The organism is Brevundimonas sp., from assembly GCF_032017145.1.
Classification (GTDB): Bacteria; Pseudomonadota; Alphaproteobacteria; order Caulobacterales; family Caulobacteraceae; genus Brevundimonas.
Map to the genome: position 1 here is coordinate 1 of NZ_DALZQC010000071.1, position 18,323 is coordinate 18,323.

The window sequence follows — 18,323 nt, forward strand, 5'->3', positions numbered from 1 at the left end:
GAGGTCGGGGCCGCCCATGTGATCGCCCTGGACGTCGCCGACCCTGACGCCGTCGCCGCCGCCGCCGAGGCCTCGGCCCAGGCGCTGGACGGCCGCATCGACATCCTGGTCGCCTCGGCCGGCATCACCGGCGCCACCGCGCCGGTGCAGGACTTCCCCATCGACAGCTGGAAGCGGGTCGTCGACATCAATCTGAACGGCGTCTTCTACTGCTGCCGCGCCGTCGCGCCCTTCATGCTGGCCAACGGCTATGGCCGCATCGTCAACGTCGCCTCGGTCGCGGGCAAGGAGGGCAATCCCAACGCCTCCGCCTATTCCGCCTCCAAGGCCGGGGTGATCGGCTTCACCAAGTCGCTGGGCAAGGAACTGGCCGGCAAGGGCGTCGTCGCCAACAGCCTGACCCCCGCCACCTTCGAAAGCCCCATCCTGGAGCAACTGCCCCAGAGCCAGGTCGATTATATGCGCTCCAGGATCCCCATGGGCCGCCTGGGCGAGGTCGATGAAAGCGCCGCCATGGTCTGCTTCATGGCCTCCGAGGAATGCAGCTTCACCACCGCCTCGACGTTCGACACGTCCGGCGGAAGAACGACGTACTGAGGACGCGCGGGTGGCTTCGGACCTTCGCATCGTCGACGGCCACGTCCACCTGTGGGACCTGTCGCGCGCCCGCTACGACTGGCTTCAGGACGATCCCCTGCCGAACAATCCGGCGGGGGACATGCGCCCCATCGCCCACCGGAACTATCTGCTGGACGACTATCTGGCCGACACGGCCGGCTGGCGCGTGGACAAGATCGTCCATGTAGAGGCCGGTCAGCCCGTCGGTCGGCAGTTGGCCGAGACCGACTGGCTGCAATCCCTGGCGGACCAGCGCGGCTATCCGCACGGGATCGTCGCGGGCGCCGACCTGCTGGCCCCCGACCTGGAAGCCCTGCTGGAGGCCCATGCGGCGCGTCCGAATGTGCGCGGCGTGCGCCAGATCGTCTGCTGGCATGAAGACCCGCTGAAGACCTACACCGACCGCGACCTGCTGCGCGATCCCACATGGGTCGAAGGCTTCGCCAAACTGGCCAGGCACGGCCTGTCGTTCGATCTTCAGCTCTATCCGTCGCAGATGGCGACCGCCGCCATCATCGCCGCTCGCCACCCCGACATCCCGATGATCGTCAATCACGCCGGCCTGCCGACCGACCGCAACGACATCGGCATGGAGCGTTGGCGGATCGGCCTGCGCCTGCTGGCCGCCCAGCCCCAGGTCTCGATCAAGATCTCGGGTTTGGGCATCACCGACCGCGCCTGGACGCCCGACAGCATCCGCCCGACTGTCCTCGAATGCATCGACGCCTTCGGAACCGAGCGTGCCATGTTCGCCTCGGACTTTCCGGTCGAAAGCGTCCACGGAAGCTTCGACGCCTTCTATTGCGCCTTCGACGCCATCACCGCCGACTTCTCGCCCGACGAGCGCGACGCCCTGTTCGCGGGCAACGCCGAGGCGATCTACCGCCTCTGACGTCGCCTGCCGGCGGCGGTCAGGGCCGGTAGCCCAGTCGCACCGCCGCCTCTTCCAGACTGTCGCCGATCAGGGCCAGGTTTTCGATGGCGGCCAAACTCCATTGCGCCGCGTCGTTGGTGGACACCTGCGCGTCCTCCTGGATGGGACGCAGAACATTCACGCCGCCCACGGTCGTCGAACGCGCCCCCAGCAGCGTCTGCAGCTTGACGGGGTCGCGGCCCAGGAACTCGCTCCAGGCCCGTTGCGCCAGGGCGGCGTCGCCTTCCTTATTGGCCGCATAGGCGGTCAGGCGCGAGTGCGCCTCGGTCAGCGACCGGCCCCTGGGCGCCTGGCCCAACAGGCCCGCGATCTCGTTGTCCGGGGCATTGTAGTAGCGGCAATATTCCAGCCAGGCGGCGCGATAGGACGGCACATCCAGCAGGTCCAGCAGTTCGGCGTTCATCTCCGCCACGCCAAAGACGGCGTTCAGATGCGACACGGCGACATAATCGCCCTGCCCCTGATAGCGGCCGGTGGCCAGATCGAACGGCGCCTCTCCGGCGAACCAGCGGCGCTTCATGCCCCCGATGGTGGTCATGCCGTTGACGATCCGGTCGCGCCAGCGGCGGTCGCCCGTCCGCTCCCATTCCGTCAGCCAGGCCGAGATGAAGGCGCCCCATGAGGTGCCGAAGCCGGACACCACCTGCCCCTCGGGCACGGCGCGGCCCGGCGCGGGCGGCAGCTTGCGCGAAATGTCGACGTTCTGGAGCGCATAGTCCGACTCGTTCAGTTCGCGCATCAAATCCCCGACCCGCTCGTCCGCCGTCAGGAAATAGTAGATGCGGCGATAGGCGACGTTCGAGACGCGCGGCTGTTTGGACGAATCCGACCAGTGCTGCACCCCGTGGCGCGTGCCGAAGCCCCTGAACCTGCCCAGGTGATAGACGTCCACCTCGCCTGTGTGGCGCGTCATGGCCTCGGCCAGCTTGAACACATCGGCGCGGCCCGTCCGCAGATAGCTGGTCCACAGCCACAGGTCGGTCGAAAGCTCGGAGTTGTCCCAGGCATAGCCGCCGACGTCGTAGCGCCACATGTGGCGATCCGGGTCATAGGTGTGCATGACGTCGCCATAGGACCAGAAGCCGTACCAGCGCCGCTGATCGACCTCCCGGATATAGTGGTCCACCAGATGGGTCAGCCGCCCTTCCAACGCCGCGCGGATGGGCGTGGACGCATCGGGCAGTGACCAGTCGCCGAACACGCCCGCCCTATGCATCCGCGCCGGTTCGACCGTCAGGCGCGCCGGATCGGCGATCTGTTCGGCCATGGCCGAGAAGTCCGCGTGCGAGGGCGTCCCGCCCAGGGCCCACAGGGTCAGCTCCGAGGTGCGGGCGATGCCGTGGGCGTCGTCCCAGCCGGCCTCATAATCCTCATAGGTGATGTCCAGCCCGACCAGTTCCTCGGCCGTCGTGTCCATGCCGTTGGCGCTGCGATAGGGGCGCAGGTCCATGGCCGGGGCCTCCGGCGACCACATCCAGGCCGTCAGTTGCGCCATGTCGGTGTGGGCGTTGCGGATGTCCAGAGCGACAGGCGCGCGTTGCCAGAAGTCCTTCAGCCCCAGGGCGACCCCGCCCGAGGCGCCGCCGACATAGGCCAGCCCCCGGCTGCGCCTGCCCGCATTGGAATCGATCCAGGCATGGCCCTCGCTGGTCCGCTTGCGCAGGGTGAAGCCGTCGGGCGACAGCTGGCTGAAGCTGAAATCGCCCCACTCCGGCACCCACTGCAGGCCGTCGTTCTTCAGGATGTCGGGCAGGTCGGCGAAGGCCACCGCCCGCCCCTCGATCTGGGCCTGACGCACGGCGGGGGTCGGGTTGGCGCGCGTGCGAAGGCCCGTCAGGGTCCGCACCGCCTCGCCCCACACCCCCTCGCCCTCTCCGGCGAAACGGATGTGGCGGTTATAGCTTTCATCGGTCATGGGAGTGTCGGCGACGACGCCCAGCCCGCGGATGAAGTCGGCCTTCGGATCGCCGTCGAAGATGAAGCTGTGAACGATCCGCACGCTGTCGGACCCGGCGTAGAAATACAGCCGCACCGAGACCGGCAGCCACTCGCGCGTCCCATCTGTGTGAACGCCGTCCAGCTTGATCACCGCGCGAACGGGGCCGGACTGTTCGACCACGGCCTGACGGATGCGGACGCCGTAGCGCGAGGATTTGACCGCCCCACCCTCTTCCAGTTCGGGCTTGTCCTGCGACAGGGCGACCAGGGACAGCTTGCCGACGACCGAACGGCCGCCGCGCGTCGCGCCGGAAACCAGGGCGTCGCCCGACTTCGGCACACGCCATTCCAGATCGCCGACCGTGACGACGATCTGCTGGCCCTGATCGGCGACCCGCACGGGCTTGGCGGGCGCAGGCGAGGCGCCGGGCGCCAGCGTCAGACCGTCCAGCGCCGCATCGCCGGTCACCGCATGGGCCGACCATTTCAGCGAGCCGTCCGGCCAATAGGCGATCGGCCAGGACTGGGCTGACGTTGCACGGCCCGATCCGTCGCGGATGCTGAACGCCTGGTTGGGACGAAGGGCGCCGCGCGGCCAGGGCACGCCGAAAGTCGTCCCCTCCAGCCGGGCCGGCTTGTGCCCCTCCAGCCAGCGCAACGGCGTCGCAGGCGCGCCGCGACGGGGCGCGGCAAGAGCATTGCCCGACACGGCCTGGGCGGCGGCGAGAGAGACGGCGCCCATCAGCAGGTGACGCCGTGAAGGTTGGAACGACATGTTCGACTCCCGCCGCCCCAGCGGCGCTTTACGCACTGAAAGAAAAACGGCCGCCGCCCTCTGGGGCGACGGCCGTGATCACCGAGATGATCAGTATTTGTAGGTCGCGCCCAGGAAGAAGCGACGGCCCGAGTACCCCGTATTGATCAGGCGGATGTCGCCTGCGTAGGTGCTTTCATCCTCCTCGGTCAGGTTCTTGCCTTCCGCGAACAGGGTCAGCCCCTTCAGGCCCGGCTTCCACGAAATCTTGCCGTCCAGATAGCCGGTCGGCTCCTTGATGATCGGATTGCCCGATTGATCGGCGGCCGTGACCAGATACTCCGAGCGATAGTTGTAGGCCAGGCGCGCATTGATCGGACCGCGCTCATACCACAGGGTCGCATTGTAGCTGGTGTTGGACAGGCCGGGATAGGTTAGCTCCGAACCGTCTAGCTTGCTGTAGACACCGACGTCCGATGCATCCTGATAGGTGTAGTTCACGTCGGCGCCGAAGCCCGACAGCAGACCCGGCAGGAAGGTGAAGGCGGTCTTGGCCGTCAGTTCGACGCCGGAGATCTTGGCGCCTTCGCCGTTGATGAAGCTGTTGTAGTTATAAAGGACGCCATCACCGAACACGTCTTTCTGGCCCAGGCTGGTGCGCGACGGAATATAGAAGGTCTGAATGTCCTTGTAGAAGAAGCCGGCCGAGAACTGGGTGTCGCGGTTCGGATACCATTCGAAGGACAGGTCGTACTGCGCCGCCTCATAGGGCCTCAGTTCGGGATTCCCGGCGGAGCAGCTGTCCGGACCATCTTCCGCCGTGCCGTCGTTGGCGTAATTGATGGTGCAGGTCATGTCCGGGATCAGGAAATTATACAGAGGACGGGCCATCAGCTTGGCGTAACCCACCCGCATGCTCAGCTTGTTGTCTATAAGCCAAGCATTGACGTTGAAGCTGGGCAGCCACTTTGTGTAATCGCGCGTGTACTCGACCAGGCTGTTGGACACAGTCCCCGTCGAAACGACATTGGTGTCATCGTTCCGGCGCGTTTCGTTGCGCTTGTAGCTGCCAGCCGTCGTGGTCTGCGTATAGACGCGGCGCAGCCCCAGATTACCGACCAGATCCAGTCCGAAGATAGGCAGCGCCCAATCCAGACGGACGTACTGCGAATCCGTCTTCTCCTTCACCCGGTACGGGATTTGATCATAGGTCTTTCCGTCGTTGCCGACGCCGGAATACAGGTTGTCCAGATTGAAGTGGCTCGTATCCAGATGCTGGGCGATCGTGTTGAAGTCTGGATACATCCAGTTCGATGGCAGAGATCCGCCGCCGTAATGGAAGTCAGACGGCAGAGGCGTCATGGCCGAAGCGAAAATCGAGTTGGAGAAGGCGCGCGACCAGTCCTCGGTCGTGTTCCAGTAGTTGGTTTGATAAGGGTTGCCGTACAGCGGCGAAGTCTGATCCACCGTCGCGCTATCAATGACCCGCGCTGTCGAGTTGATCGAATTCGCGTAGATGACGATGTCATCGTTCGGTAAGAGCGGGTTCGCACCGGGGTCGATGATGAAGCCGCCATATCCGTATCCCTGGGCCTGGGCCTGGGAATAGCGGCCGCCGAACTTGATGTTGGTCAGGAAGGTCGTGCGCGGATCGAAGTCCACGTCCAGCTTATACTGGTCTTCTTTGTTTGACGCCTGTGAGGGGCGGTACTGAATCTGGTACTGGCTGACCGCAGCCGCGTCAGATGGAGAGAAGCCGGGCGCAAAGGTGAAGGTCGGCGCCGAAGTGCCGGGCTCCAGCTTGACCACCATGCCGGGGGTATTGAAGCTGACCGAGACATTGTTCGTCTGGCTAAGGGTCTCGCTCTTGGCGTTGGCGCCCAGGAAATCGACTTTGAAGCGGTCATTGTACCACTTCAGTCCATAGGTGATGTAATCAGAATCCGCCTGGTAGCGGAAATCACGCGAAGAGATGCTGAAGGCGGAATCGCCCCCCCGACCGTTCGTCCCCACGCAGTTGCCGACAGTGTACTGAATGACATTGTGGTTCGCATCCACAACAACGCCCGGCACGTCTCTGGCGGTCGTCGCATTTACGCGTGGACAAGTCGTGCCGACCATGTTGTTCAGTCGATCCAATGACGTGAAGTCAGTGCCGTAGTTTATGTCATTCAACTGCTGCTTTCGCGTGTTCGTCTGATAGGTGACAAACCCACGAAGATTTTCGGCGAACTTGTATTCGGCGGTGAATTCGCCCGACATGCGTTCGTCCTCACGCGTCCAGACGCGATAGCGCGGAACCCGAGGGTTATAGTCATACCACTGGCTTTGGCAGGCCGTCCGCGCCTGACTTGTCGTCAGAGCGCTCGCGTCCGGCGTCGCGATGGTCGCGCAGCCCGCTTCCGTCCCGATGGCGGCGATGTATTCATTCACCGCCTGGCTGTAATCAGGATTATAGTAGTTCGCGGTCTTTTCCGGCGATCTGTCGAAGTCGGCCAATCGGGCCCAAGAATGGCCATCATAAAAGTCGCCGCGCGTCTGGACGCTGTCATAGGTGACGTTGGCCATCAGACCCAGGCGACCATCCAGCAACTGCGTCGCGCCAAAGAAGCTGGCGCGCGGCGTCCAGTCCGGCAGGGTGTCCAGCTTCTGGCCCGCCACGCTCATGGAGAAGGTGGGCTTGCGGAAGTCAAGCGGACGGCGGGTTTGCACCGACACCGTGCCGCCGATGGCGCCCTCGGTCATGTCGGAGGTGAAGCCCTTGAACACGTCGATCGACTTTACGATCTCGGCCGGCAGTTCGCGGAAGTCGTTGGACCGGCCGCCGCCGCCATAGACGCTCAGGTTCCCCGCCGTGGACAGGACGCTGACGCCGTTGATCTCGACCCGGTTCAGGTCTGGCTCGACGCCGCGGATGGACACGGCGTTGCCTTCGCCGAAATCACGCGACAGCTGCACACCCGTGATGCGGCCCAGGGCCTCGCCCACGTTCTTGTCGGGGAACTGGCCGATGTCGTCGGCGACGATGGAGTCCGACACGGTGCTGGCCGACCGCTTGCGGTTCATGGCCGACTGAAGGCTGGAACGGGTGCCGACCACCACGACTTCATCGACGGTCGAAACCGGAGCGTCCGACGCCTGGGTTCCCGTCGTCTGCTGGGCGTTCGCCGCGCCGGCGGACGCCAGCACCAGGGCGGCGGCGCCGGTGGTGTACATGAAGCGGCGAGCCCATCGCCCGTTCGACTGTGTCGTCACTGAAGTTCCTCCTGCGGCCTATGGCCTTATTGTTTGGCGACGCCCTCGCGGCCGCCCCCCGGCGGCGCATGGTGTGAAGGCTGTGGGGCGGGCGTTGCGACGCCCGCAAATCATCTGCGGCTGGCGCTCCGGCCGGCGTCCATCGACGCCGGACGCGAAGACGCGGCCATTCACGCTTCCCTCCTGCACGCGGTCCTTTGCGGACTCGGATTATCGTTGCGAGACCACCTATAGCACCGCTGCCGATTTGTGCCAAATATGAATTTGCTATTTCATATTTTGGGAAATGGGCGAGAAGCGCCGAGGATTTTCCAGTCAGACCAGGCGGTTGCGTCCCCACAGGCGGTCGTATTTCCAGCCCGTCAGGCTCTCGACGATCCGCCTGGCTTCCGGGCTGGACGGTTCGGTCTCTCCGGCGCGTAGACGGTCGATCTCGCTCATCAGCACCTTGTGGCTGGGTTGGTCCAGACGGAAGGACCAGGACAGAATCGCGCCCGCCGCCATGACCAGGATCGGGCCGGCGACCAGCAGCCCGGCCACCGTGGCCACCGCCCCCGGCGTCTGCACGACCACAGCCCCCGCCGCCGCAGCCTTGGGCGAGACATAGCCGCCAGTCTCGATGATCCAGCCGGTCAGGATGATGGCCCCGGACTGGGCCACCTTGCGCACCAGGGTCATGACGCCCGCGAAGATGCCCTCGCGACGCTGACCCGTGACCGCCTCGTCGACGTCCGGCAGATAGTTGTAGACCGACCAGGGCACGAAGTTCAGCGTGCCGCGCCCCAGCCCCGCCAGGACGATCGGCCCCAGCAGCCAGAAGGCGGCGCCCAGGTTGAACCCGCCCGACATCGGATTGACCAGGGCGAACAGATCCTGCCCCCCGACCGTCGGCCGCACGAAGTAGAAGATCAGCAACAGCATCAGGGCGGCGGTGAAGAAACCCGCCGCGATCCGATAGGCGATCACCGGCCCGATGCGGATGACCAGATGGATCGCCACCATCACGGAGATCAGCTGGGCGACATACATGGCCGTCATCATCTGCGAGATCATCACCGTCGCGCCCAGCATCACGGTCGCCACGAAGATCGGAAACGCGGTGTTGAAGATGTCCTGAGAGATATAGCCGCCCAGATAGATCGACAGATGCTGGCGGAAGGCCCGGATGCGCAGGGTCGAGAACAGGTCGCGGAACATGTTCACCGGGATCAGCAGCGCCTTGCGCAGGCTGGGCGGATCGGCCTTCACCGCCTTCTCCGCATCCGTGAACGGGCGCTCCCAGGTGAAGATCACGACCAGGATCACAACGGCGCTGAACAGCAGGCCGAAGATTGTCGCCATGATCAGGAAGGTTTGGGCCGAATCCCGACCGCCGAAGTTGTTGATGATCAGGGTCGGCAGATAGGATGCCAGGATGGCCGAGCTTTGGGCCACCAGCATGCGCGCGCCCGCAAACTTGGCCTTCTCCTTGTAATCCTTGGTCATCTCGGCCGCGAGCGTTTCCCAGGGAATGAGAAACATCGTGTACAGCAGCTCGAAGAAGATGAAGGTCGTCAGATAATAGACGAAGGTCTGGCCGCTGATGAAGATCAGGGCGAAGCTGGGCAGCAGCGGAATGGTGATCAGAAGGAAGATCTTGCGCCGCCCCACCGTCCTGCCGATCCAGGTGTGGCGCAGATTGTCCGACACATAGCCGATCAGAGGACAGGTGATGGCCTCCAGCAGGCGCGGCAGGCCCAGGATCAGGCCCGCTTGAACCGGCGTCAGATCGCAAAAGGTCGTGAAGAAGTAGAACAGCCAGCCGGTGATCACCGCCTGGGCGCCCGCCCCCAGCATATCGCCGGAACCCCAGCCCCAATAGTTGTACCAGCGCGGGGTGCGGACGGACGGTTCCGTGGACGTCATCTCGGCTTCTCCAGACCGCGGCGCGTCAGATGTACTGACGCAGGAATTCACCCAGGCACAGGATCGCCAGGGACTGGCCGTAGGGCATGGAGGTCAGGGGAATGTCCTTGTAGCCCTGCAAATCGTCGAAGACCGGCGTGCCGAACGAGACCTGCTGCAGTTCGCCGTCGTCGGAGATATTGGCCAGCACGCCCTTGACCGCCTTCAGCGCCATCGGGGCGTATTCGGCGCCGATGTAGCGTTTTCGTACAGCCTTCAGGATGCCGTAGGCGAAGCCGGCGGTCGCCGAGGCCTCCAGATAGCTGTCCTGATCGGGGATCAGGGTGCGCCACAGGCCGCTCTCGTCCTGATGTTCGGCCAGAGCCTTCACCTGGGCCTCCAGCGTCTCGATCAGGAAGCGGCGCAGGCTGTCCTCGGGCGGCAGGTCCAGCAGTTCGATGAACTCGGGGATGGCGATGGTGACCCAGCAGTTTCCGCGCGCCCACAGGGCGTCGGCGAAATTGTGCCGCCCCAGGAAGGTCCAGCCGTGGAACCACAGGCCGGTCTTGCGGTCGAACAGATATTTGATGTGGATCAGGAACTGCTTCTTGGCTTCCTCGACATAGTGCGGGCGATCCAGCACCAGGCCGATCTTGGCCAGCGGCAGGACGCTCATCATCAGAGTGTCGTCCCACAGTTCCTGCGGGTTCTCATCGTTGAAGACGATGTGCTGGAACCCATCCTCCTCGGTGCGGGGCAGACCGTCCATCAGCCATTCGGCCCATGTATCCAGATAGGGGATGAAGGTCTGGTCGCCCGTCTGTTCGTACAGATAGGCCAGGGTCAGGAAGGGCGAGACGGTGTTGATGTTCTTGGTCGGGGTTCCGGCGGAGAAGCGGTCGCGGAACCAGTTCAGCATGATGTCCAGCGCCGCCGGATCATTGGTCTGCTCATACAGCTTGTAGATGCCGTACAGGCCGATGCCGTGGGTCCACTCCCAGTCGTTCCAGCCCTTGGTGTCGATGACGCGACCGTCGTCCAGACGCAGCAGGAACTCGCCCGTGTCGTCCTTGATGTTCACCAGATTGTCCATCAGGCGGGCGATGGCGTCGCGGACGTCGGCGTAAGGTAGGTCGTGGATCAGATTCGGCATGACGTATTCCCAAGGCGCCGAGGCGCCGTCGCTCAGACAACATCGGGTGTCGGCAGGCGGGTTCGTCCGCCGGCGCGACAGCCCCCGGCCGTCTCGCGCGCCTTCGGCGTCCCCGACAGTTTCCACCCCATTCCTTGAAACGGCGACTGGTATCGCCGTCCCATTTTTTATATAGCTCTCTCATTATGTGAGCCGATATGCCTCGTCAAGGCGAGGCGCCGGCTCTCAAGATAGCCTCGGGATCGACCGTCGCCCTCAGACGCCTCGGCCCTCAAACCTGTGCGAGACCCAGACCATGTCCGATCCGATGTACGACAAGATTTATCAGGCCACCCACCCGGACATGATGGAGGGCGCAACGAACCAGCAGCTGCGGGATCGCTATCTGGTCGGCGGCCTGTTCACGCCGGGCAAGGTCAGCCTGAACTATTCCCACAACGAGCGGATGGTGCTGGGCGGGGCGATGCCGGTCGACGGCGCCCTGGGCCTGCCCAGCCATTCCGAGCCGCCGTCCCTGGCGGGCAAGCCCTTCCTGCACGCCCGCGAACTGGGCGTGGTCAATATCGGCGGCGCCGGTTCGGTGACGGTCGATGGCGAGACCATCGAACTGGCCTTCCGCGACGGCCTCTATGTGCCGCTGGGGTCGACCGAAGTGACCTTCGCGTCGAAGGACAGCGCCGAGCCGGCCCGATTCTATCTGGTCGCCACGCCGGCCCACGCCCGCTACGATCTGACCAAGATTTCGATCGACGAGGCCGTGCCGCTGGAGATGGGGTCGCTGGAGACCTCCAACGAGCGCACCATCTATCAGTACATCGTCCCGGCCAAGGTGAAGTCCTGCCAACTGTTGCTGGGCGTGACCGTGCTGAAGCCCGGCTCGGTGTGGAACACCATGCCGCCGCACCTGCATGACCGCCGTTCGGAAGCCTACCTCTACTTCGGCCTGGGCGAGAACGACCGCGTCTTCCACTTCATGGGAGAGCCGGACAACGCCCGCCACATCGTCGTGGCCGACGGCGAGGCCGTCATCAGCCCCCCGTGGTCGATCCACATGGGCTCGGGCACGTCCAACTACACCTTCATCTGGGGCATGGGCGGCGAGAACCTCGACTACACCGACATGCACAAGCTCGACATCTGCCAGCTGCGCTGAGCAGGACCAGGGAGTAAACACCATGAGCAATCCGTTCGATCTGACCGGCAAGGTCGCCCTGGTCACGGGCGGCAACACGGGTCTGGGTCAGGGCATCGCCCTGGCCCTGGCCGAGGCCGGGGCCGACATCGTCTCGGTCGCCCTGTCCGATTCCGACGATACGGTCGCCCAGGTTCAGGCCATGGGCCGCCGCGCCCACGCCGTCAGCGCCGACCTGACCTCGATCGAGCCGGTCGAGCGGGTTCTGGCCGAGGCGCTGGCCGCCATGGGCCGGATCGACATTCTGGTGAACAACGCCGGCCTGATCCGCCGCGCCGACGCGGTGGACTTCACCGAGGCCGACTGGGATCTGGTGATGAACATCAATCTGAAGACCGTCTTCTTCATGAGCCAGGCGGTCGCGCGCCATTTCATCAAACAGGGCGACGGCGGCAAGATCATCAACATCGCCTCCATGCTGTCCTTCCAGGGCGGCATCCGCGTGCCGTCCTACACCGCGTCCAAGTCGGGCGTGGCGGGTCTGACCAAGCTGATGGCCAACGAATGGGCGCCGCACGGCATCACCGCCAACGCCATCGCCCCCGGCTATTTCGCCACGGCCAACACCCAGGCCCTGCGCGAGGACCCGGTGCGGTCGGCCGAGATCCTTGGCCGCATCCCCGCCGGTCGCTGGGGCCAGCCTTCGGACCTGGGCGGCGCCGCCGTCTTTCTGGCCAGCCGAGCCTCCGACTATGTCCAGGGCGCCATCCTGCCCGTAGACGGCGGCTGGCAGGCGCGCTGATCGGGAAATCGTCATCCTCGGGACAAGCCCGAGGATGACGACATAAAGACTGAAGGCGTTCGCCCTCGCCTCGCCATCAGGCACAGTGCAAATTCGGTCCCGCTGCGGTTAGTCCCATGTCCCAGAACGCCTCATCCAGACACATCCTCTGCTTCGGCGAGATGCTGCTGCGGCTGTCGCCCAACCAGAACGAACTGCTGCTGCAGTCCCCCGCCCTGACCGTGCGTCCGGGCGGGGCCGAGGCCAATGTCGCCGTGGCCCTGGCCCGGTTCGGCGCGCCGACGCGGATGGCGACGGTCCTGCCGGACAATGCGCTCGGCCACGCCGCCCGCGACGAGGTGCGAAAGCATGGCGTCGACACCACCCCCATAGTCTTCACGCCCGGACGGATGGGCCTGTATTTCCTGACCCCGGGCGCGGTGCGGCGTCCGTCCGAAGTCCTCTATGACCGCGCCGGTTCGGCCTTCGTCGAGCATGTGAACACGGCCCTCGACTGGGACCGGCTGCTGGACGGCGTCGAATGGCTGCACGCCTCGGGCGTGACGCCCGCGACCGGCCCCAACGGCTCCGCCGCCGCCGTCGCCATCATCGAGGCGGCGGTCAAGAAGGGCGTCAAGGTCAGCTATGACGGCAACTTCCGCGGCAAGCTGTGGGAGCAGTGGGACGGCGATCCGCCGGAGACCCTGGGCAAGATGCTGGCGGGCGCGACCGTCGCCTTCGCCGACGACCGCGACTTCGCCTTGGTGCTGAAGACCAGCTTCGACAGCCCCGACCCTGCGATACGCCGCCGTCAGGCCGCCGCCGCCGCCTTCGCCGCCTTTCCCCGCCTTCAGCGCATCGCCTGCACCCTGCGGGTTCAGGACAGCGTCGCCGACCAGGCCCTGTCGGCGGTCATGCTGACCCGCGACGGCGACAGCATCATCGAGACCCATGCCGAAGCCATCCACCTGACCGGCGTCATCGACCGCGTCGGCGGCGGCGACGCCTTCGCCTCTGGCGTGCTGTTCGGCCTGTGGAGCGGCTGGGCCGACCAGAAGGCCCTGGACTTCGGCCTGGCCGCCGCCGGGCTGAAACACTCCGTCCCCGGCGACTTCAACCTGTTCACCGCCGACCAGGTTCAGGCCGCCATGGGCGATAGCGGGTTCGACATCCGGCGCTGAGGCCGCCCCCTCCTCACTAAAGAGACACCCCGATGCTGACGGCGATCCTGATGGCGGCGACGATATCGACCTGGCGTTTCGACCTGGCGCCCCAGCCGACCGCGCCGGATCGGATCGCGGTCCAGCCCAGCCAGACCTATCAGCCGGGCGGTTACGGCTTCGAGCCACAGGCGACCCCGGACGGTTACGTCTTCTCGGCGGCGGTCCCCGAGGGCCTCTATCGCGTGACCGTCCGCTTCGGCGGCGCCCAGGCTGGGCGCACCACGGTCAAGGCCGAGGCCCGGCGGCTGATGGCGCGCGACATCGTCACCGCGCCCGGCGCCTATCAGACCCGCAGCTTCATCGTTCCCGTACGCGGTCCCGCCCTGCCCCCGCCGCCCGCCAATGCGCCAGGCGGATCGTCGGTCGTGCTGACGCCGCAGGAGATCGCCTCACGCACCTGGGACGACCGGCTGACGCTGGAGTTTCTGGGGCATCCGCAGGTCGCCGCCATCGACATCGCGCCGGTCGAGGCGCCCGTAATCTATCTGGCGGGGGATTCCACCGTCACCGACCAGCCGTCGGAACCGGCGGCCAGCTGGGGCCAGATGCTGCCCGCCCTGCTCGGGCCCGACATCGGCGTGGCCAACCATGCCCAGTCGGGAGAGACGCTGAAATCCTTCATCAGCGAACTGCGCCTGGCCAAGATCCTGACCACGCTGAAGGCCGGGGACTGGCTGCTGATCCAGTTCGGCCACAATGATCAGAAGACCCAGTGGCCTCAGACCTATGTGGACCCCGAGACCACCTATCCCGCCTATCTGAAGGTCTTCATCGCCGAGGCGAAGCGACGCGGCGCTCACCCGGTCCTGGTGACCTCGCCCGAGCGACGCAACTTCCGCGACGGGCGCATCCAGGACACCCTGGGCGCCTATGCCGAGGCGGCGCGCAAGGTCGCGCGCGAAGAGGACGTGCTGCTGATCGACCTGAACGACGCATCCCGCCGCATCTATGAGGCGCTGGGCCCGGATCGGGCGGCGAGCCTGTTCAACGACGGCGGCGCGGACCGCACCCATCACGACAATGCCGGCGCCTGGCTGCTGGTCCGCGCCGTCGCGGCTGAACTCGCCGAAAAGGCGCCCGATCTGGCGGCGCACATCGCGCCCGATTTCCGCACCTTCACGCCCGACGCCCCGCCGATGGCCGAGACCGACATCGCTCCAAGCCTGTCGGCAAGCCCGGAACGCCCGCGCGGCGATTGACCGCGCTGCGAAGCGTTTGACGCGCGCGGCCGGACCAACTACCAAATGATGAAACAGAATACCGAATAATCGGAACTGGAGGAATCATGAGTTCGCTTCACGCCTTCCGCATGCAGCTGAAGCCCGGCGCGGTCCAGGAATACAAGGCGCGCCACGACGCCATCTGGCCCGAACTGGCGGAACTGCTGACCGCCAGCGGCGTCAGCGACTATTCGATCTTCCTGGATGAAGAGACCCTGTCCCTGTTCGCGGTTCTGCGCCGCGCCGAGGGCCACACGCTGGACGATCTGCCCAACCATCCGCTGATGAAGAAATGGTGGACGCATATGGCGCCGCTGATGGAGGTCCTGCCCGGCGACCAGCCGCGCGAATGGCCCCTGCAACTGATGTTCCATCAAGCCTGATGCGCGCGCTTCTCCTCGCGGCCGCCGTCGCCGCCGCCCCGCTGGTTCAAGCCTCGACCGCCGTCGCCCAGACGGCCCAGGCCACCGCCGATTTCACCGCCCCCGCCCAGACCTTCGGCCGCGTCTCCTACGACGCCCGGTCCCTGATGATCGACGGCAAGCGCCTGGTCATCTGGTCCAGCGAAATGCACCCCTTCCGCCTGCCCAGCCCCGAGCTGTGGCGCGATGTGCTGCAGAAGATGAAGGCCAGCGGGTTCAACACCGTCGCCTTCTATTTCGACTGGGGCTACCATAGTCCCAAACAGGGGGTTTACGACTTCACGGGCATCCGCGACCTGGATCTTCTGCTGAAGATGTCCGAGGAAGAGGGCCTGTATGTCATCGTCCGGCCCGGCCCCTACGCCAACGCTGAACTGACGCGCGGCGGCTTCCCCGGCTGGCTGGTCAATCAGCGCGCGCCCTCGCGCACGGATTCGCCCGACTATCTGGCCGCCGCCGACGAGTGGATGACCCAGATCAACGCCATCATCGCCCGCCATCAGATCAACGGCGACGGCCAGGGCAACCAGGGCTCGGTCATCCTCTACCAGATCGAGAACGAGCTGGCGCTGACCACGCCTGCCCACCGCCGCTACATGGACCATCTGTACGCCAAGGCGCGGGCGGACGGCATCAATGTGCCGATCTTCCATAACGACCAGGGCCGCAACGGCTATTGGGCGCCCGAGACCTCGCCCGTCGACAAGGTGGTGCACGGTCCGGTCGATCTCTACGCCTTCGACGGCTATCCCGGCGGCACCTGCACCGTGGGCGGCCAAGTCACGCGCGGCGCGGCGGCCCCCGACTGGGGCTTCTATGGTCCGGGCGGCGCCAAGGGCGGCGCCTCGGCCTCGCCTTCGACCCCCGGCTTCATGGCCGAGATCGGCGGCGGCTGGTTCGACTATTGGGGCTCCAACGGCGGATACGAGTGCAACGCCCGCCAGCGCGGCGAGCGGTTCCAGCGCGTCTTCTACGGCGTGAACCTGGCCAACGGCATCACGCTGCAAAGCATCTATGTCGGCTTTGGCGGCGCCAGCTGGGGCTGGCTGGCGGCGCCCGTGGTCTTCACCAGCTACGACTATGGCGCGGCCATCTCGGAGGCGCGCGAGATACGCCCTAAGGCCGAGGAGATGAAGCAGCTGGCGGGCCTGCTGGAGTCGGTGCCCGATCTGGCCGGCATGATCCCCGCCGGGCCGGTCGAGATTTCGTCGCCGAACATCCAAGTCTATCATAACCGCAGCCCGGAGACGGACGCCCGCTTCCTGCTGGTCACGCACAAGCCGTCGAACGGCCAGACGAACGACGACTTCACCGTCACCGCCAGCCTGCCCGACGGCCGCTATGTCGTGCCGATGATGTTGAACGGGTTCGACGCCAAATGGCTGGTCGCCGGGGTCGATCTGGCCGGTCAGCGGCTGGTCTATTCGACGTCCGAGGTGCAGGCGGTCCTGCCCTCTGCGCGTCAGCCAGTCGTGTTGATGTACGGTCGCAAGGACGAACCCGGTCAGACCGTGCTGCGCTTCGACTCGGCCCCGACCGTGACGGTGCTGGAGGGGCAGGTTCGCTCAAGCTTCGATGCGGCGACCGGCGACCTGAAGCTGGACTACGCCCACCAGGGTCTGGCCCGTGTGAAGATCAGCGGCGGCGGTCGTCCCGACCTTCTGCTGTTGATCGGCGAAGAAAAGGAAGCCGCCCGCTTCTGGCGCCAGGGCGATGTCCTGGTGCGCGGCCCGGCCCTGCTGCGTCACGCCCGCATCGAGCGCGGCCAACTGATGCTGACCGGCGACACGCGCGAGGCGACGCCGCTGGAGTTGTGGTCGTCCCAGCCGGTGCGTTCGGTTCGTTGGAACGGCGCGACCATCGCCACCCGCACCACGGCCTCTGGCGGACTGGAAGCCCGGTCCGCCCTGCCCGGCCCGGCCGATTTCACCCTGCCTGCGCTTACGAACTGGCGCGCGGCCCCCGGATCGCCCGAGGCGAAGCCAGACTTCGACGACCGCGACTGGCAGGCCATCGACAACCGCGCCTACGCCAGCAACACCCTGCGCCCCGACGGCCAGCCCAATATGCTGATGGACGCCTATGGCTTCCATGAAGGCGACGTCTGGTATCGTGGCCGTTTTGAGGGCGGTCCGAACGCCGAGACGATCGAGCTGTTCTATGGCGCAGGCGGCGCCGGCATGCTGCAGCTGTTCCTGGATGGCGAACTGGTCGGTCAGGACGAACTGCCCACCGGCATGCCGCGCCCGATCACCACGGGACTGGCGCGCTTCGCCCTGCCCGCCGCGGCCCGCACGCCGGGTCCGCACGTCCTGTCGGTCATGGTGCGCAACAACGGCCACAACTGGAATCTGGACGCCAACGACTTCCACAAGGAGGCGCGCGGCCTGGTCTCGGCCTCGGTCGGACCCCGCAGCGGGCCGGGCTCTCCGTGCCGGTCGTCTGGAAGATCCAGGGCCGTCAGGGCGGCGAGGACTTCACCGACACCGTGCGCGGCGTCGCCAACAACGGCGGCCTGTTCGGCGAGCGGAACGGCTGGCACCTGCCGCAGTTCGACGATACGGGCTGGAGCGCCGCCATGATCGGTCAGCCGCTTCAGCCGGGCGTGACCTGGTATCGCACCAACTTCGACCTGAATGTGCCCCAGGGTCAGGACGCCTCAATCGCCCTGGCGTTCGGCGACATCGACACGCCGCGCTCGGACACCGCCTATCGCGTGCTGATCTTCGTCAATGGCTGGCACATGGGCCAGTTCATCGCCAACGTCGGGCCGCAACGGGTCTTCACCCTGCCGGAAGGCATATTGAACGCGCGCGGCCGCAACAGCATCGCCCTGGCCGTCTCGACCGACGGGGCGCCCGGCAATGTGCTGGAGGACGTTCGCCTGATCACCCAGCGCAATGTGCGCGGCGGGGTTCAGACCACGACGGAAGGGGAGCGGCGATGACCGCACCCCGCCTGCCGCGTCGGACCCTGCTGGCTCTGGGGGCGGGCGCCGTCGTCGCGCCC

At 65.9% G+C, this 18,323-nt stretch carries 13 protein-coding genes; 9 read left to right on the forward strand and 4 right to left on the reverse strand.

From position 1 onward, the window contains the following. Together RTU05_RS12095 and RTU05_RS12100 are read left to right on the forward strand one after the other, a co-directional pair. Nucleotides 1-597 (forward strand): SDR family NAD(P)-dependent oxidoreductase (locus RTU05_RS12095; RefSeq protein ID WP_312598581.1); only part of this gene is annotated, 597 nt, incomplete at its 5' end. Between the two features lie 10 nt (nucleotides 598-607). Continuing rightward, entirely contained in the window at nucleotides 608-1,510 is a 903-nt protein-coding gene (locus RTU05_RS12100) for an amidohydrolase family protein (protein ID WP_312598582.1), read from the forward strand. A gap of 19 nt (nucleotides 1,511-1,529) precedes the next feature. Here the strand turns inward: RTU05_RS12100 and RTU05_RS12105 are convergent, their stop codons facing one another. The 4 genes from RTU05_RS12105 to RTU05_RS12120 form a co-directional block, all read right to left on the reverse strand. After that, nucleotides 1,530-4,265, reverse strand: a complete 2,736-nt coding sequence (locus tag RTU05_RS12105) for a Tat pathway signal sequence domain protein (RefSeq protein ID WP_312598583.1) — start codon at nucleotides 4,263-4,265, stop codon at nucleotides 1,530-1,532. 90 nt (nucleotides 4,266-4,355) lie between these two features. Continuing rightward, nucleotides 4,356-7,499, reverse strand: coding sequence for a TonB-dependent receptor (locus RTU05_RS12110; RefSeq protein WP_312598585.1), 3,144 nt, complete (start codon nucleotides 7,497-7,499; stop codon nucleotides 4,356-4,358). A 315-nt stretch (nucleotides 7,500-7,814) separates the two neighbouring features. Further along, entirely contained in the window at nucleotides 7,815-9,404 is a 1,590-nt protein-coding gene (locus RTU05_RS12115) for an MFS transporter (RefSeq protein WP_312598586.1), read from the reverse strand. 25 nt (nucleotides 9,405-9,429) lie between these two features. Further along, nucleotides 9,430-10,536, reverse strand: coding sequence for a glycoside hydrolase family 88 protein (locus RTU05_RS12120; protein ID WP_312598588.1), 1,107 nt, complete (start codon nucleotides 10,534-10,536; stop codon nucleotides 9,430-9,432). A gap of 307 nt (nucleotides 10,537-10,843) precedes the next feature. Here RTU05_RS12120 and kduI point away from each other — a divergent pair, with 307 nt between their 5' ends. The 7 genes from kduI to RTU05_RS12155 all read left to right on the forward strand — a co-directional run bounded on the left by kduI (nucleotide 10,844) and on the right by RTU05_RS12155 (nucleotide 18,261). Then, entirely contained in the window at nucleotides 10,844-11,689 is an 846-nt protein-coding gene (gene kduI / locus RTU05_RS12125) for a 5-dehydro-4-deoxy-D-glucuronate isomerase (protein WP_312598602.1), read from the forward strand. Between the two features lie 22 nt (nucleotides 11,690-11,711). Continuing rightward, on the forward strand, nucleotides 11,712-12,470 hold the full coding sequence (gene kduD, locus RTU05_RS12130) for a 2-dehydro-3-deoxy-D-gluconate 5-dehydrogenase KduD (RefSeq protein ID WP_312598590.1): 759 nt from the start codon (nucleotides 11,712-11,714) through the stop codon (nucleotides 12,468-12,470). A 116-nt stretch (nucleotides 12,471-12,586) separates the two neighbouring features. Continuing rightward, on the forward strand, nucleotides 12,587-13,630 hold the full coding sequence (locus RTU05_RS12135) for a sugar kinase (protein WP_312598591.1): 1,044 nt from the start codon (nucleotides 12,587-12,589) through the stop codon (nucleotides 13,628-13,630). 32 nt (nucleotides 13,631-13,662) lie between these two features. Beyond that, nucleotides 13,663-14,871 carry a rhamnogalacturonan acetylesterase gene (locus RTU05_RS12140; protein ID WP_312598593.1) on the forward strand — a complete coding sequence of 403 codons (1,209 nt, stop codon included), beginning with the start codon at nucleotides 13,663-13,665 and terminating at the stop codon, nucleotides 14,869-14,871. Between the two features lie 86 nt (nucleotides 14,872-14,957). Next, nucleotides 14,958-15,275: an L-rhamnose mutarotase gene (locus RTU05_RS12145; RefSeq protein ID WP_312598594.1), complete on the forward strand. Its 318-nt coding sequence runs from the start codon at nucleotides 14,958-14,960 to the stop codon at nucleotides 15,273-15,275. Next, nucleotides 15,275-17,896 (forward strand): beta-galactosidase, encoded by a 2,622-nt coding sequence (locus RTU05_RS12150; protein WP_312598596.1) that lies wholly within the window; start codon nucleotides 15,275-15,277, stop codon nucleotides 17,894-17,896. Before RTU05_RS12145 ends, RTU05_RS12150 begins: the two co-directional genes overlap by 1 nt. Continuing rightward, on the forward strand, nucleotides 17,803-18,261 hold the full coding sequence (locus tag RTU05_RS12155) for a beta galactosidase jelly roll domain-containing protein (RefSeq protein WP_312598598.1): 459 nt from the start codon (nucleotides 17,803-17,805) through the stop codon (nucleotides 18,259-18,261). The genes RTU05_RS12150 and RTU05_RS12155 overlap by 94 nt, the downstream gene beginning before the upstream one ends. The last annotated feature ends 62 nt before the right edge of the window (nucleotides 18,262-18,323 follow it).

Bases quoted from the DNA above. Each gene is read 5' to 3' on its own strand.
- kduD (WP_312598590.1), top strand. From the start codon at position 11,712: ATGAGCAATCCGTTCGATCTGACCGGCAAGGTCGCCCTGGTCACGGGC.
- RTU05_RS12135 (WP_312598591.1), top strand. From the start codon at position 12,587: ATGTCCCAGAACGCCTCATCCAGACACATCCTCTGCTTCGGCGAGATG.
- RTU05_RS12150 (WP_312598596.1), top strand. From the start codon at position 15,275: ATGCGCGCGCTTCTCCTCGCGGCCGCCGTCGCCGCCGCCCCGCTGGTT.
- RTU05_RS12115 (WP_312598586.1), bottom strand. From the start codon at position 9,404: ATGACGTCCACGGAACCGTCCGTCCGCACCCCGCGCTGGTACAACTAT.
- RTU05_RS12145 (WP_312598594.1), top strand. From the start codon at position 14,958: ATGAGTTCGCTTCACGCCTTCCGCATGCAGCTGAAGCCCGGCGCGGTC.
- RTU05_RS12105 (WP_312598583.1), bottom strand. From the start codon at position 4,265: ATGTCGTTCCAACCTTCACGGCGTCACCTGCTGATGGGCGCCGTCTCT.
- RTU05_RS12120 (WP_312598588.1), bottom strand. From the start codon at position 10,536: ATGCCGAATCTGATCCACGACCTACCTTACGCCGACGTCCGCGACGCC.
- kduI (WP_312598602.1), top strand. From the start codon at position 10,844: ATGTACGACAAGATTTATCAGGCCACCCACCCGGACATGATGGAGGGC.
- RTU05_RS12140 (WP_312598593.1), top strand. From the start codon at position 13,663: ATGCTGACGGCGATCCTGATGGCGGCGACGATATCGACCTGGCGTTTC.